10 protein-coding genes and 8 pseudogenes are annotated in these 14,801 nt (G+C 67.6%); 12 read left to right on the top strand and 6 right to left on the bottom strand.

The features are described from left to right. Positions 1–31 precede the first annotated feature (31 nt). The 3 genes from IPM80_10330 to dbpA form a co-directional block, all read right to left on the bottom strand. Positions 32–1,126 carry an LLM class flavin-dependent oxidoreductase gene (locus IPM80_10330; GenBank protein ID MBK8958808.1) on the bottom strand — a complete coding sequence of 365 codons (1,095 nt, stop codon included), beginning with the start codon at positions 1,124–1,126 and terminating at the stop codon, positions 32–34. A 190-nt stretch (positions 1,127–1,316) separates the two neighbouring features. Continuing rightward, positions 1,317–2,609, bottom strand: coding sequence for a DEAD/DEAH box helicase (locus IPM80_10325; GenBank protein ID MBK8958807.1), 1,293 nt, complete (start codon positions 2,607–2,609; stop codon positions 1,317–1,319). Continuing rightward, positions 2,606–3,973: an ATP-dependent RNA helicase DbpA gene (dbpA, locus tag IPM80_10320; protein MBK8958806.1), complete on the bottom strand. Its 1,368-nt coding sequence runs from the start codon at positions 3,971–3,973 to the stop codon at positions 2,606–2,608. The genes IPM80_10325 and dbpA overlap by 4 nt, the downstream gene beginning before the upstream one ends. 270 nt (positions 3,974–4,243) lie before the next feature. Here dbpA and IPM80_10315 point away from each other — a divergent pair. From IPM80_10315 to IPM80_10270, 10 genes and pseudogenes are all read left to right on the top strand, one after another. Further along, positions 4,244–4,467 (top strand): annotated as a pseudogene (locus tag IPM80_10315) (calcium-binding protein). A gap of 360 nt (positions 4,468–4,827) precedes the next feature. Next, positions 4,828–5,181: pseudogene (locus tag IPM80_10310) on the top strand (hypothetical protein). A 423-nt stretch (positions 5,182–5,604) separates the two neighbouring features. Further along, positions 5,605–5,934 (top strand): annotated as a pseudogene (locus IPM80_10305) (FG-GAP repeat protein). Positions 5,935–6,036: 102 nt separating this feature from the next. Continuing rightward, positions 6,037–6,360 (top strand): annotated as a pseudogene (locus tag IPM80_10300) (FG-GAP repeat protein). Positions 6,361–6,462: 102 nt separating this feature from the next. Continuing rightward, a pseudogene (locus IPM80_10295) lies at positions 6,463–6,996 on the top strand (FG-GAP repeat protein). A gap of 60 nt (positions 6,997–7,056) precedes the next feature. After that, positions 7,057–7,695: pseudogene (locus IPM80_10290) on the top strand (FG-GAP repeat protein). Positions 7,696–8,013: 318 nt separating this feature from the next. After that, a pseudogene (locus IPM80_10285) lies at positions 8,014–8,307 on the top strand (FG-GAP repeat protein). A gap of 324 nt (positions 8,308–8,631) precedes the next feature. After that, positions 8,632–8,958 (top strand): annotated as a pseudogene (locus IPM80_10280) (FG-GAP repeat protein). A gap of 84 nt (positions 8,959–9,042) precedes the next feature. After that, positions 9,043–9,522 (top strand): hypothetical protein, encoded by a 480-nt coding sequence (locus IPM80_10275; protein MBK8958805.1) that lies wholly within the window; start codon positions 9,043–9,045, stop codon positions 9,520–9,522. Between the two features lie 119 nt (positions 9,523–9,641). Continuing rightward, positions 9,642–10,850, top strand: coding sequence for a CoA transferase (locus IPM80_10270; GenBank protein MBK8958804.1), 1,209 nt, complete (start codon positions 9,642–9,644; stop codon positions 10,848–10,850). 16 nt (positions 10,851–10,866) lie between these two features. Here the strand turns inward: IPM80_10270 and IPM80_10265 are convergent, their stop codons facing one another. Together IPM80_10265 and IPM80_10260 are read right to left on the bottom strand one after the other, a co-directional pair. Then, a complete protein-coding gene (locus tag IPM80_10265; protein MBK8958803.1) occupies positions 10,867–11,142 on the bottom strand; it encodes a hypothetical protein in 276 nt (91 codons plus the stop codon). A 60-nt stretch (positions 11,143–11,202) separates the two neighbouring features. Further along, positions 11,203–11,445, bottom strand: coding sequence for a carboxymuconolactone decarboxylase family protein (locus IPM80_10260; protein MBK8958802.1), 243 nt, complete (start codon positions 11,443–11,445; stop codon positions 11,203–11,205). Positions 11,446–11,589: 144 nt separating this feature from the next. Here IPM80_10260 and IPM80_10255 point away from each other — a divergent pair, with 144 nt between their 5' ends. Further along, complete coding sequence (locus tag IPM80_10255) at positions 11,590–12,732, top strand: acyl-CoA dehydrogenase family protein (GenBank protein ID MBK8958801.1); 1,143 nt, start codon at positions 11,590–11,592, stop codon at positions 12,730–12,732. A 6-nt stretch (positions 12,733–12,738) separates the two neighbouring features. Here the strand turns inward: IPM80_10255 and IPM80_10250 are convergent, their stop codons facing one another. Continuing rightward, positions 12,739–13,554, bottom strand: coding sequence for an alpha/beta hydrolase (locus IPM80_10250; protein ID MBK8958800.1), 816 nt, complete (start codon positions 13,552–13,554; stop codon positions 12,739–12,741). Positions 13,555–13,669: 115 nt separating this feature from the next. On the opposite strand from IPM80_10250, the gene IPM80_10245 reads away from it, so the two are divergent. Beyond that, positions 13,670–14,686, top strand: coding sequence for an NAD-dependent epimerase/dehydratase family protein (locus IPM80_10245; protein ID MBK8958799.1), 1,017 nt, complete (start codon positions 13,670–13,672; stop codon positions 14,684–14,686). The last annotated feature ends 115 nt before the right edge of the window (positions 14,687–14,801 follow it).

Raw genomic sequence — 14,801 nt, 5'->3', positions numbered from 1 at the left:
CCGCATGCGGCTGGTGCCCGGCTCTCTCGCTCTACGCCGCCTTGCGTTGCCCGCCCAATTTGCGCAACTGCGGCGCGACCTTGGCGCCGATCAGGCGCAGGCTGTCCTTGACCATGTCGAACGGCATGCCGGCATAGGACACCGCCATGGCGGGCCTGAGCTCGCCGGTCATTTCGACACGCTTGGCCCACTTCTCGACGATCTGCTCGGGCGTGCCCCAGGCCTGGCTCTGCACGAACGCTTCGCAGGCTGCGTCCAGGCCCACTTCCTTGATGGCGGCGGCGCCGGCCTGGTAGGCGCCATAGCCCTTGGTCTCGCCCCAGTGCGAGCCATCGAAGTCGTAATGGCGAATGACGCTCGCGTAGTACTTCGACAGGTACTGGCGCGCGACCTGTTCGGCGACCTTGGGATCTTCGTGGCAATAGGTGAAGTCGGAGAACGCCGGCGCGCCCAGCGGCTTGTTCGGATGCACGTCGCGAAAGCGCGCGCGCCAGGCTTCCACCGCGGCGTGATGCTGCGCCCACGGCAGCTGCACGAAGGACATCATGGTGGCGCCGAGGTTGGCCGCCGCCACGCCCGATTCCGGCGTCATCGCCACCGACAGGAATTCACGATCGCGATAGCCATGTTCGGGCTTGGGCGTGACGTGAGTGCGTGACTGCTTGAAGAACGGCGTGTCGTATTCGGCGACGCCGGTATCGAGGATGTCGAGAATGATTTCGGCGGCCTGGTCGAAGCGCTCGCGCGAGGTGCCCATGTCGATACCGAAGGCGCGGTACTCCTCCTTGGCGAGGCCGCGACCGAAACCGAGGATGAAGCGATCGCCGAGCAGGATCTGCAACAGCGTGATCTTCTCGGCGACACGCGTCGGGTTCTCGTGCCAGGGCAGGATGATGGCGCCGGTACCGATCTTCATGCGTTGAGTGCGGCCGGCGATGTAGGCCAGCCATTGCATGTTGTCAGGCATCATCGAGTAAGCCGGGTCGAAGTGATGCTCGGGCAGCAGCACGAAATCCATGCCCACTTCCTCGGCCAGCAGCGCGACCTCGGTTTCCTTGCGCATCATGTCGGCATCGGACAAGCCGGCGTGGGTGTTCTGAAAGATGAATTGCAAACCTACTTCCATCGTCGTTTCCTCGGCGCCTGGGCGGTTGTGAATGGAGATGAAGAGCAAAGATAAGAGCGGGCCCCGCGCGCCGCAAGCGGCGCAGCCCGGGCGTCCTGGCAGCAGGGCCCTGTAGGTGCGAATTCATTCGCACATCGAATCGCGCGGCCATGCGCTTGCCTGGCAACCGAATGTGCGAATGAATTCGCACCTACAGGGGGCGTGGCGGCTTGGGCCAGACGAAGGGCCGCGCTGATTCCGTTTCATCCTGACCCGCGTGCGCCGCCGCTTCGCGCAGCTTGTCCTTCTTGCTGCGCCGCTTGCCCTTGATGCCGCCGCTGCCCGGCGTTGCCGGCGGCGGGCTGTCGGTCGGTTCGAAGCCGGCGATGATTTCGCGCGGCAGCTGCAAGGCGTGGCGCTTTTCTATCAGGGCGAAATGCGCGGCGTTGTCGGCCGACACCAGGCTCACCGCCACGCCGCTGGCGCCGGCGCGGCCGGTGCGGCCGATGCGATGCAGGTAATCGTCGGTGGAGCGCGGCAGATCGTAATTGACCACCGCCGGCAGCTCGACGATGTCGATGCCGCGCGCCGCGAGATCGGTCGCGACCAGCACGTTCACGCGTCCGCGCTTGAAATCTTCCAGCGCCTGCGCGCGCGCGCCCTGGCCGAGTTCGCCATGCAGGGCGGCGGCGTTGAGACCGGCGCGTCGCAGCTTGTCGGCCACGTGCTCGGTACTGTAACGGGTGGCGGTGAACACCAGCGTGCGCTGCCAGCCTTCGCTGGCGATGAGATGGCGCAGCAGCGCGGTGCGCCGTGCGCGATCGACGGCGATGGCGCGCTGCGTGATGCGCGGCGTGGTGTCGCCGCTGTCCGGCACGTCGATGCGCAGCGGCGCATGCAGCAGCCGCGCGGCCAGCGCGTGCACCGCCTCGGGGAAGGTCGCCGAGAACAACAGGTTCTGGCGCCGCGCCGGCAGGTGTTCGAGCACGCGCGTCAATTCCTCGGCAAACCCGAGGTCGAACAGGCGATCGGCTTCGTCCAGCACCAGGGTGTGCACGTCATGCAGACGCACGGCATTGTGGTCGACGAGATCGAGCAGTCGTCCTGGGGTTGCCACCAGCAGGTCGGCGCCGCCGCGCAGCGCCATCATCTGCGGATTGATGGACACGCCGCCGAAGGCCGCGACCACTTTCAAGTCACGCGTCGCGTGGCGGGCGAAGTCCGCGCACACCGTCGCCACCTGCTGCGCGAGTTCGCGGGTGGGCACCAGCACCAGTGCCTGCAGGGCGGCGCCGGGGGGCAACTGCGCGCAGCGCTGCAGGATGGGCAGGGCGAAGGCCGCGGTCTTGCCCGAGCCGGTCTGGGCCTGGGCCCACACGTCGCGACCGGCCAGCACCGCCGGAATGGCCGCGCACTGCACCGCGGTCGGCCTCGCGTAGCCACGCGCGGCAAGCGCGCGCAGTGCGGCGGCGTGGAGACCGAGTTGCTCGAAGGCGGCGCTCACAAGGCGAGTTCACGCACGCGGAAATTGCGGCCCTTGATCTTGCCGGCGCGCAGTCCGCGCCGCGCGCGCTCCACCGCATCGCGCGCGATCGCCACGTAGCTGCGCGTGGCGAACACGTCTATCTTGCCGACCTCGTCGGCCGACAGGCCGGCGCCGCCGGTCAAGGCGCCGAGCACATCGCCGGGCCGCAGCTTGTCCTGGCGGCCGGCATCGACCACCAGCGTCACGAACGGCGCGGGCGACGCCTGGCCGCTGGCGCGCGGCAGTTCGGCCCAGTGCAGGGGCTCGTCGCCAGCCTCGGCGATGGCGCGCAGACGTCCCTGCTCGCGGCTCGCACACAGGTTGAGCGCGAGACCGCGGCGTCCGGCGCGGCCGGTACGACCGATGCGATGCAGGTGCGTGTCGGCATCGGCAGCCAGTTCGTAATTGACCACCAGCGCGAGTTCGGCGATGTCGAGTCCGCGCGCGGCGACGTCGGACGCCACCAGCACCGTGCAGCTGCGATTGGCGAAGCGCACCAGCATTTCTTCACGCTCACGTTGCTCGAGCTCACCGTGCAGGGCCAGCGCCGCAAAGCCGTGCTCGACGAGATGGCGTTCGACACTGCGCACTTCGTGGCGCGTATTGCAGAACACCACCGCCGATTCGGGCCTGAGCTCCAGCAACAGCGCGCGCAGTGCGGCCGGCTTGTGGTCGGCTTCGACCTTGAAGAAGCGCTGTTCGATTTCCGGACGCGCGGCGTCGTCTTCGATGCGCACATCCAGTGGCTCGCGCTGCAGGCGCCGGCTCACGGCGCGAATGTCATCGCCGATGGTGGCGGAGAACAACAAGGTCTGGCGCGCGCGCGGCACCGAGCCCACGACCCATTCCATGGCGTCGGCAAAGCCCATGTCGAGCATGCGATCGGCTTCATCGAGCACCAGCACCTTGACGCCGTCGAGCGGCAGCACCTGCTTTTCGATCAGCTCCTGGATGCGGCCCGGCGTGCCCACCACGATGTGCGGCAGATGCGTCAAGGACGCCAGCTGCGGGCGCAGCGGCACACCGCCGCACAGGGTCAGCACCTTGACATTGGGGATGGCGCGCGCGAGACGGCGGATCTCGCGGCTGACCTGGTCGGCGAGCTCGCGGGTCGGGCACAGCACCAGGCCCTGCACGGTGCTGATGGACGTTTCGAGCGCGGCCAGCAAGCCCAGCGCAAACGCCGCGGTCTTGCCACTGCCGGTATGGGCCTCGGCGATCACGTCGCCGGCGGCGAGGATGGTCGGCAGGCAGGCGGCCTGCACCGGCGTCATGTCGATGTAACCGACATCGCGCACACCCTGGGCCAGGGCAGCGGGCAGTTTCAACTCGGAAAACAGCATGCAGGGACGGGACCTCGCGCGGGAAACGAGCCATGCGCGCGGCGGGGCGCAGGCGCCGGGCGACAGTCAGGGCGGCGATCATCGCACGCCCGCGCGCCGAGTTCCCGCCGGCCGTGCGCTCCACGTTTTTTTGCGATCGCGGCCGGCCTGCCCCGCACCGTGTTGAGAATTGTTACCGAGGTCTCAGTGTGTGGAGCAAGTCTGGTTGCCCGCGCGCCGAACGGATAGATTCCGGGGCCTGGGAAGTACAGCAGGCTGAGGGCGAGCGTCATGGCAACGAAAAAAGGCACCACCAAGAACGACACGCTGGTCGGCAGCGCAAGCGCCGACACCCTGTTGGGCCTGGCCGGCAATGATCGCCTGAGCGGTGGCCTCGGCAACGACAGGCTCGACGGCGGTGTCGGCAACGACAAGCTCGATGGTGGCGCCGGCAACGACCTGCTGTTGGGCGCGCCGGCATCGATGTCCTGCTCGGCGGCCTCGACAACGACAAGCTCGACGGTGGCCTCGACAACGACAAGCTCGACGGTGGCGCCGGCAACGACGTGCTGTTGGGCGGCGCCGGCAATGACGTCCTGCTCGGCGGCCTCGGCAACGACAAGCTCGACGGCGGTGTCGGCAATGACAAGTTCGATGGTGGCGCCGGCAACGACGTGCTGCTGGGTGGCCTCGGCAATGACACGACCATGCTCGGCGGCCTCGGCAACGACAAGCTCGACGGCGGCGCTGGCGATGACCGGCTCGATGGCGGCGCTGGCGACGACGTGCTGCTGGGTGGCACCGGCACCGGTGCGGACAGGCTCATCGGTGGCCTCGGCAACGATCGCATCGACGGCGGTGGCGGCGACGATCGCGTGGAGGGCGGCGCCGGCAACGACACCGTGATCGGCGGCGCCGGCAACGACGTGCTGATCGGCGGGCTTGGCACCGACGTACTGATCGGCCTTACCGGCGACGACAGCTATTTCATCGATGTCTCGACCGAGATCGACACCGCGCGCAGCGATGCCGGCACCGATACCGTCAACAGCAGTGTCACCTACACGCTCGGCGCGCAGCAGGAACACCTGACCCTGAGCGGCAGCAGCGCCATCAACGGCACCGGCAACTCATCCGCGAACACGCTCACCGGCAACAGCGCCGCCAATCAACTCGACGGCGGCGCGGGCGCCGACAGCGTGCGTGGCGCGGGCGGCGACGATGTGCTCGTGCATGACGCGAGCGACGTGACCCAGGATGGCGGCACCGGCAACGACACCTTGCTGTTCAACGGCAGCGGCCTGCTGCTGAATACCAGCGACATCGCCAATGCCAGCAATATCGAGGTGCTGGATGCCCGCGGCAGCGGCGTCAGTTCGCTGTTCCTCGACGGCAACCGCGTGGCGACCCTGTCCGACAGCGGTACGCTGCGCATCCGCGGCGATGCCGCCGACACCGTGAGCGTGAGCGGCGCGTGGGTGGCGGGCGCTGATACCACCATCGACAGCGTGACCTATACGCAATACACCCTGGCCGGCGCCACCTTGCAGGTCGAAGCGGCGGCGACCCGTTTCATCGGCGGTGCGATAGCGCTCGAATCCTTGGATGGCAGCACGGGTTTTCGCCTGGACGGCGCGGTGGCCGGCGACCAGATGGGCTATGCCATCAGCGGCATCGGCGACATCAATGGTGACGGGCTCGCCGACGTGCTGGTGGCTTCGACCGTGGCGGACGTGGGCGGTGTCGCGAAAGGCGCGGCCTACGTGGTGTTCGGCGCCGATAGCGGCTTCGCCGCCAGCATCGCGCTCGACACCCTGGACGGCACCGACGGTTTTCGTATCGCCGGCATTGCGGGCAGCGACCAGTTCGCGGTGTCGGCCAGCGGCGCCGGCGATTTCAACGGCGACGGTCTCGCCGATCTCGTGATCGGGGCGTCGGGCTTTACCGGCGGTGGTGCCGCGTCGGGCGCCAGCTACGTGGTGTACGGCAAGAACACCTTCGCGGCGGATGTCGATGTCAGCACCCTGGCCGCTGCCAGCAGCGGCCTGCGCCTCGATGGCGTCGCGGCCGGTGACAACGCCGGCATCAGCGTCAGCGCTGCCGGCGATGTCAATGGCGATGGTTTCGGCGATCTGATCATCGGCGCCAACAGTGCCGACAACGATGGCGCGGACAGCGGCTCGAGCTACGTGGTGTTCGGTGCCGCTTCTGGCTTCACCGATATCGTGAGCCTCGCCGATCTGACGGGCCCCAACGGTTTCCGCATCGATGGCATCGCCGCCTCCCACGGCAGCGGCGCGGTGGTGAGCGGCGCCGGCGATCTGAACGGCGACGGTTTTGACGACGTGGTGGTGCGCGCGCGCTTCGCCGACGCGCTCGGCGACGTCGCGGGCGCGGCCTACGTGGTGTTCGGCAAAGCCTCCGGCTTCACCGACCATCTCGGGCTCGGCAGCCTGACGGGCAGCAATGGCTTCCGTCTCGACGGCGTGGCATCCGGCGATTACGCGGGCATCGCCTTGAGCGCGGCCGGCGACGTCAATGGCGACGGCATCGGCGACCTCATCGTCGGCGCCAACGGCGCCGATCCGAACGGCAATATATCGGGCTCGAGCTACGTGGTGTTCGGCACGACCGAAGGCTTCGGTGCGACGCTCTCGCTCGGCGCGCTGAACGGCACCAACGGGTTTCGTCTCGACGGCGCCGCGGCAGCCGATGCCAGTGGCAGCGCGGTCAGCGCCGCCGGCGACGTCAACGGCGACGGCTTCGACGACCTCTTGGTCAGCTCGCGCGGCGCCGATCCCCACGGCGAGAGCTCGGGTACCACCTATCTCCTGTTCGGCAGCAACGCCGGTTTCGCCAGCACGGTCTCGCTGGCCACGCTCACCGGCCTCAGCGGCTGGCGATTCGAAGGCGCGGCCGAGGCCGACTACAGCGGCACCCGCGTCAGCGCGGCCGGCGACGTCAACGGCGATGGCTACGACGATCTCATGATCAGTGCACCGCGCACCGACTTCCACAGTTCCGCGTCCGGTTCGAGCTACGTGGTGTTCGGTCGCGACTACACCAACCTCACCGATCAGAACGGCGGTGACGGTGACGATACCTTGAGCGGCAGCAGCGCCGCCGAGCGCATCATCGGCGGTACCGGCAACGACACCCTCGACGGCGCCGGTGGCGCCGACGTGGTGCGCGGCGGGGCCGGCAACGACATCATCAGCTGGCGTGACGGCGTGCAGCGCATCGATGGCGGCGGCGGCAGCGACACCTTGCTGTTCGGCAGCAATGGCGGCGCCTTCGTCACCGGCCAGTCGGTACTGCGCAACGTCGACGTCTTCGACCTGCGCGCGGCGGTTGCCAACGGCCTGCTGCTCGATGCGCAAGGCCTGCGCGCGGCGAGCGATGCGCCGCATCACGTGCAGGTGCTGGGCGACAGCGCCGACCTCGTCAACCTCGCCGGCAGCTGGACCAACGATGGCGAAGTGGTGACCGGCTTCACGCGCTACTCAGCGGGCGGTCTGAGTGTCGACATCGACAGTGACGTGCAGGTGTGGACGGCGGGCGGCGTGAACCTGGCGGCGCTCGACGGCGCCGATGGCTTTCGCATCGATGGCGTTGCGAACGTGGACCAGAGTGGCATCGCGGTCAGCTCGGCCGGTGACGTCAACGGTGACGGGTTCGACGACCTGGTGGTGGGCGCCTTCGGTGCCGATCCCCACGGTCTCAGCTCCGGCGCCGCCTACGTGGTGTTCGGTGCCGCCGGTGGCTTCAGTTCAACGCTGGCCTTGAGCTCGCTCAACGGCGACAACGGATTCCGCCTCGACGGCGTCAATGCCGCTGACGCCACCGGCGGCGCGGTCAGTGGCATTGGCGATATCAACCGCGACGGTTTCGATGACGTGCTGGTGGGCAGCCGCGCGGGCGACAGCAGCTACGTGGTATTCGGCAAGGCCAGCGGTTTTGCCGCCAATCTCGACGCCAGCAGTCTCGATGGCAGCAACGGCTTTGCCCTGAGCGGTCCGGCGGACAGCTACGCCGGCTTCGACGTCCGCGCCGCCGGTGACATCAACGGCGACGGCTTCGCGGATCTCGTCATCGGTGCCTATGGCGACGACGCCAACGGCACGGATTCCGGCTCGGCCTTCGTGGTATTCGGCAAGGCCGGCGGTTTCGCGGCTGACTTGAACCTCGCCGGGCTCAATGGCAGCACCGGCTTCAGGATCAACGGCGCGGCTGGCGACGACGCCGGCCTGTCGGTCAGCGGCGCCGGCGACATCAATGGCGATGGTTTCGACGATCTCATGGTCGGCGCCTTGTTCGCCGACCCCAATGGCAACCATTCCGGCTCGACCTTCGTGGTATTCGGCAAGGCCAGCGGCTTTAGCGCCAGCATCGACTCCAGCAGCCTGACCGGCCTCAGCGGTTTCGTCATCGATGGCGCCGCCGTCGACGATCGCGCCGGCCGCTCGGTGAGCAATGCCGGCGACGTGAACGGCGACGGCTTCGACGACATGCTGATTGGCGCGGTCGGCGCTGATCCGAATGGCAGCGATTCCGGCGCCACCCACGTGGTGTTCGGCACCAGCGCCTCGTTCGGCGCGGGCATCGACCTGAGCACCCTGGACCAGGACGTCAGCAAGGGCTTCACGATCGAGGGCGGCGCCGCTTCGGATTTCTCCAGCATCGCCGTGAGCGCCGCCGGCGACGTCAACGGTGACGGCTACGATGACATCCTGGTCGGCGCGCGTGGCGCCGACGTCAACGGCAACGAATCGGGCAGCACCTATCTCCTGTTCGGCAAGGCCAGCGGTTTCGATGCGCACATCAATCTCGACACCCTGACCGGTGCCACCGGCCTGCGTTTGAACGGCGTGGCGGCCTATGACTTCAGCGGTATCGCGGTCGCCGGGGCGGGCGACATCGATGGTGACGGTTATGACGACCTCATCATCGGTGCATCGCAGGCCGACCCGGTCGGCGCCGCGCAGGGCGGTTCCAGTTACGTGCTGTTCGGGCGTGATTTCACCGGCAGCACCGATGTGCAGGGCAGCAGCGCGGTCGACAGTCTGACCGGCACCGGTGCCGACGAAGTCATGGTCGGCGGCCAGGGTGACGACACCTTGGACGGCGCCGGCGGCGAAGACGTGCTGAAGGGCGGCGCGGGCGACGACACCTTGGTGTGGGACGCCGAGTTGCACCAGGTCGACGGTGGCAGCGGGGTCGACACGCTGCGCATCGACGGCAGCGGCATCACGCTCGATCTCACCACCGTTGCCGATTTCCGCGTGGGCGGCATCGAACGCATCGACATGACGGGCAGCGGCAACAACGTCGTCACGCTCAATGTCCACGACGTGCTGGCACTGCCGGACCACGGCGGCGCGTTCGTGGCTGGCCAGACCCTGCAGCTGTTGCTCGACGGCAACGCTGGCGACACCGTGCATGCCAGCGGTCAGGGTTGGGTGCAGGGCAGCAACGTGTTGGTCGATGGGTCGTCCTACGCGTCCTACACGGTGACCGGCAGCGCTGCGCAGCTGCTGGTCGATCTCGAGGTCACGCGCGACATCAGTTGAGCCGTGCGGCAGGCGGTGCGCCGTCCGTGCCGTGACGGCGCCCGGCCGCCTGCGTCCCTCGCCTGGGTCGCGGCGGTCGGCGACAATGCGCCCGTCACAATCGCGGGTTGGCATCCAGCATGAACGCGCCTTCGCTTCTACCCCTCGCCGGTGTGCGCGTGCTCGACATCGCGACCATGCTGGCGGCGCCGTTCTGCGCGGCGCTGCTCGGTGATTTCGGCGCCGACGTGCTGAAAGTCGAGATGCCCGATGGCGGCGATCCGTTTCGTCGTTTCGGCACCATGACCGAGAGCGGCGCCAGCCTCAATTGGCTGAATGACGGGCGCAACAAGCAATCGGTCACGCTCGATCTGCGCAAGGCGCGGGGCGTCGAATTGTTCAAACGCCTGGTCGCCGACTGCGACATCCTGGTCGAGAACTTCCGGCCCGGCACCCTGGAACGCTGGGGGCTCGGGCCCGAGGTGCTCACCGCCATCAAGCCCGATCTGATCCTGGTGCGCATTTCCGCCTATGGCCAGGACGGGCCCTATCGCGATCGGCCGGGCTATGCGCGCATCGCCCATGCCTACTCGGGCCTGGCCTATCTCGCCGGCGAAGCCGACGGCCCGCCGGTGACGCCGGGATCAACTTCGCTGGCCGATTACATTTCCGGCCTGTATGCCGCGTTCGGCGCCCTGCTGGCCTACATCGCGCGCCAACGCCACGGCATCGGCCAGAGCGTCGACGTGGCGCTCTACGAAGGCGTGTTGCGCATGCTCGATGAACTGGCGCCGGCCTACGCGCGTTCGGGCTTCGTGCGCGAACGCATGGGCGCCGACACCGTCAACGCCGTGCCGCACAGCCATTACCAGACCCGCGACGGCCAGTGGGTGGCGTTGGCCTGTTCCAGCGACAAGATGTTCGCGCGCCTCGCCGCCGTCATGCAGCGGCCCGACCTCGTCGCCCCTGATCGCTTCATGTACACCGCGCAGCGCGTGGCGGCACGCGCCGAGGTCAACGGCATCGTCGCCGACTGGATGGCAGGACTCGATCGCGATGAAGTGATGGCGCGCTGCCTGGCCGGCGAGGTGCCGGCCGGTCCGGTCAACAGCATCGCCGACATCTTCGCCGATCCGCACATCGCCGCGCGCGGCAGCCTCTTGCACGTCAGCGACGAGCGCGTCGGCGAGGTGGTGGTGCCGAACGTGGGGCCGCGCCTGTCGGCGACGCCGGGGCGCCTCAAGAGCCTCGGCCCCGATCTCGGTCAGCACAACGACGAGGTCTACCGCCAACGCCTGGGCCTCGATGCCGAGACCCTGGCGCGGCTGCGCGACGAAGGCGTGATCTGAGCCGCGCGGCGCGCCCTCAGCGACGCGCCGGCAACAGGCAGGCGCCCATGCCCTTGACCGCCGCTTCGGTGCTGTCGTCGACATCGGTGCGGAAGGTGGCATGCACGCGGTTGACCATCGCCGACAGGCCGATGGTCACGCACAGCTCGACCAATTCATCCTTGCCGAAGCGCGCCGCCAGTTGCGCGTACAGCGCGTCATCGCAGCGGTTGTCACGCGTCAGCACCTCGGCGTAGCGCAGCACCAGCTTGTCGGTGTCATCGAAGCTCGCGCAGGTGTCAGGCGCGTCCATCGAGGCCATTTCCTCACTCGTCAACCCGACACTCAGACCGAGCATCACGTGGGTGGGGATTCAGTAATGGCAGGCGTTGAGCTGCGAGGCGCGCAAGTAGGCGAGCTCGCGGTAGCGCGGTGCGATATGCGGGTTCACGTACAGGGTTTTGACGAACTGCAAGAAGGCTTCGAGGATGCCGGGACTGGTGCCGAAGACCTTGAACACGTTGAAGGTCGGGAAGCCGACGTCCTGCATCTGCTGGTACAGGCCGCGGACTTCGGGGCTGGCGTCCGCCATGTCGACGAGCGGTATACGGGCCATGCTGTGTACTCCGGGAGTGGGGAGGCGCATGAGCGTAACCAGCACGCGCCATCGCCACAAGCGCCGCGCGTGGCCGGCCGAAGGCGTATCGCCTCGGCGCGGAATCGGTACACTGTCAGTATTGACAGCCACCAAGCCACGACCATGAAAAATCCCTTTGATACCGATGAACGCCGTGCCTTTCGCGACACCGTGGCGCGTTTCGTGAAGAATGAAATCGAACCGAATGCCGATGCCTGGGACGAAGCCGGCACCTTTCCCTGGGAAGTGCATGAAAAGGCCTGCGCGCTCGGCCTGTTCGGCTTCGGCATCGATGAACAATACGGTGGCCTCGGTTTCGAGGATGCCTTCATGCGCGCCGCCTCGGCCGAGGAACTGGGGCGCGGTGGCATCGGCGGCGTGATCGCCGCCATCGGCTCGCGCGGCATCATGGTCGGTCTCGTGCATGGCCTCGCCAATGAAGCCATCAAGCGCCGCGCGCTGCCCGAGATCCTGTCGGGCGTGAAGGGCGGTGCGCTCGGCATCACCGAACCCGGCGGCGGTTCGGACGTCGCCAGCATGCAGACCCGCGCGCGCCGCGAGGGCGACGAGTATGTCTTGAACGGCTCCAAGACTTTCATCACCGGCGGCATGAACGCCAGCTACTTCGCCATCGCCGCGCGCACCGGCGACGAAGGCGGCGCCGGCATCTCGCTGTTCTTCGTCGAGGCCGGCATGCCCGGTTTCTCGCGCACCGCCATCGAGCGCAAGATGGGCTGGTGGGCGTCGGACACCGCCACTCTCTATTTCGACGAATGCCGCGTGCCGGCCGCCAATCTCATGGGCGAGGAGAATCGCGGCTTTCTTTCGGTGTTGAACAATTTCAATTTCGAGCGCCTGTTCATGTGCGCGCAGATGCTCGGCATGGCGCGACGCTGCCTGGATGAAAGCATCGCCTATGGCCAGCAGCGCAAGACCTTCGGCAAGCCGCTCATCAAGCACCAGGTCATTCGCCACAAGCTCGCCGAGATGAGTTCGCGCATCGACGCCATGGACGCCTTGATCAACCAGATCTGCTGGAACATCAACGAGGGCGAGGCGCCGGTGGCCGAGATCAGCAAGGCCAAGTTCTTCTGCTCGACGGCGCTGGAATTCTGCGCCAACGAAGCGATGCAGATCTTCGGCGGCGCCGGCTACCTGCGCGGCAACCCGGTGGAGCGCATCTACCGCGAGACCAAGGTCATGACCATCGGCGGCGGCTCGGCCGAGATCATGCGCGACCTGGCCGTCAGGCAGATGGGCTTGTAGGCTGCTTCAACCGAGGAAGTCGCGCAGCACGGCGTTGAACTTCGCCGGGTTCTCCCAGAACATGAAGTGACTGCCGCCTTCCTCGCGGCCGAAGATCGACAGGCGCGCGCCCGGGATGCGTGAGGCTATCCACGCCGCCGACTGCGGCGGAAAGATGGTGGCGAGCTCGCCGCCGAATACCAGGGTCGGCAAGCCCAGGCCCGGGATGACCTCCGTGATCACGTCGCGCCAGTCCTGCGAGGCGTGATCGATCAGCAGGCGTGCCGCACAGGCCGCCGGTACTTTCAGGCTCTCGCTCACCGCCATACTGAAATCGTCGTCGCCGACCGCGCTGCTGAAGAACGCGCTGCGCAGGCCGGCCAGGCTCGCTTCCCTGTTGGTCGCGATGCCGTGGGCAATCTCGTACAGCGAGGTCGGTGTGAAGGCGCAGCCCGCCGCCGCCAGCGCCTCGCCAGTGAGTCCCATGCCGTTGGTCACCAGCGGCGCCTGGTCGATGAAGATGAGCTTGGCCAGGCGCTCGGCGCCGAACTGTTCGACATAGCTCCAGATGATCGAGGCGCCCATGGAATGGCCGGCCAGCGCCACCTCGCGCAGATCGTGCTGGAGCAGGAACTCGTGCAGGTCCTGGGCGAGGCGCGCCACGCGGTAGCCATGGCTGGGCTTGGGCGATTCACCGTGGCCGCGCATGTCGACCGCCATCACGCGATAGCGATCGCTGAGATCCGCCAACTGCTTTTCGAAGCAGCGCGTGCTTTGCGACCAACCGTGCACGAACAGCAGCACCGGGCCCTGTCCGCGTTCGACATAGTGCAGATTGATCATGCCGGCCTCGCGTGTTCGATGGAGGCCGACAGTGTAGCGAGCATTGCCCTATCGGTGAGTGGTGGCGGCGCGCGGGCTGTCGGTACACTGTCGCGAGTCGAGGGGAGGAAGCAGCATGGGTGCAACTCGCAGCCTGTTCCTGGGCGGCACCGCGTTCATCGGCCGCCAGCTGGTCCAGCATCTGCTCGCGGCCGGCCATGACGTGACTGTGCTGAACCGCGGCGCCAACGCCGCGCCGGCCGGCGTCGAGCAGCTCATCGCCGATCGCAAGGACCGTGATGCCATGGCGCGCGCGCTGCGCGCCCGCCAATGGGACGCGGTCTACGATGTCAGCGCCTCGGCGCAGGTCGCGCCGCTCGAGGACATCGCGGCGCTCATCGATATGCTCGACGGCCAGTGCGGCGTCTACCTGTTCGTCAGTTCCATCGCCGCCTACCGCATGGGCCATGGCTCCTTGCCGTGGACCGAAAGTCTGCCCACCACGCGCTCACGCCCGAGCAAGTATGGCGGCCACAAGGCGGCGGTCGAAGCGCTGCTGGCCGAGCGTCGCGCACGCAGCGGCTTCGCCTATACCGTGGTGCGCCCGGCGGCGGTCTACGGTCCGCACAACAATATTCCCGACGGCGAGATGGCGATGTTCCAACGCCTCGGCCGGGGTCTGCCGGTGCTGCTGCCGCACGATGGCTTGGTGTGCTTTCCCTATGGGCACGTCGAGGACCTCGCGCGCGCCCTGCACCTCGCCGCGAGCACGCCGGCGGCGCACGGCGAAGTGTTCAACATCTGCGCCGACTCGGTGACCTCGCGCTATTTCGTCGAGACCATCGCCGGCATCATGGGCGTCGAAGCCGACATCGTGATGCTGCCGGACGCCATCACCGCCGCGCTCGAAGCGCCGCTGCCCTTCAATCATCGCTTCCAGAAGTCGCTGCACGCGGTGGTGAGCGCGGACAAGGCGCGTCGCCTGCTGGGCTTCGAGTCGCGCTTCGATTTCGCCGCGGGCCATGCCCAGACCTACGAATGGTTCATGGCCCAGGGCCTGGATCGCGTGGCGACGCCCATGAACGATCCGACCTGGAATGTCTCGTGGGATTTCGCTCGCGAAGCGGAGGTTGTAGCCCGGCTGCGCGCTTGACCTGGGTGTGCGAATTCATTCGCACATTCGAGGGGCTATCGGGCACACGGGCTGTGAAAGCATGTCAGGCTGAAGCCTGACCCACAATGAAATGCCCTGCCTCCCGACCTTTCTG

This window comes from Pseudomonadota bacterium (genome assembly GCA_016719885.1).
In the GTDB taxonomy this organism is placed as follows: domain Bacteria; phylum Pseudomonadota; class Gammaproteobacteria.
Note: the sequence above shows the minus strand (reverse complement) of the source record. Positions and strands in the feature narration are given on the sequence as shown.

Excerpts from the sequence above, each read along its gene's own strand:
- IPM80_10330 (MBK8958808.1), bottom strand. The coding sequence starts at position 1,126 with ATGGAAGTAGGTTTGCAATTCATCTTTCAGAACACCCACGCCGGCTTG.
- dbpA (MBK8958806.1), bottom strand. The coding sequence starts at position 3,973 with ATGCTGTTTTCCGAGTTGAAACTGCCCGCTGCCCTGGCCCAGGGTGTG.
- IPM80_10275 (MBK8958805.1), top strand. The coding sequence starts at position 9,043 with ATGGTCGGCGGCCAGGGTGACGACACCTTGGACGGCGCCGGCGGCGAA.
- IPM80_10270 (MBK8958804.1), top strand. The coding sequence starts at position 9,642 with ATGAACGCGCCTTCGCTTCTACCCCTCGCCGGTGTGCGCGTGCTCGAC.
- IPM80_10265 (MBK8958803.1), bottom strand. The coding sequence starts at position 11,142 with ATGGACGCGCCTGACACCTGCGCGAGCTTCGATGACACCGACAAGCTG.
- IPM80_10260 (MBK8958802.1), bottom strand. The coding sequence starts at position 11,445 with ATGGCCCGTATACCGCTCGTCGACATGGCGGACGCCAGCCCCGAAGTC.
- IPM80_10255 (MBK8958801.1), top strand. The coding sequence starts at position 11,590 with ATGAAAAATCCCTTTGATACCGATGAACGCCGTGCCTTTCGCGACACC.
- IPM80_10250 (MBK8958800.1), bottom strand. The coding sequence starts at position 13,554 with ATGATCAATCTGCACTATGTCGAACGCGGACAGGGCCCGGTGCTGCTG.
- IPM80_10245 (MBK8958799.1), top strand. The coding sequence starts at position 13,670 with ATGGGTGCAACTCGCAGCCTGTTCCTGGGCGGCACCGCGTTCATCGGC.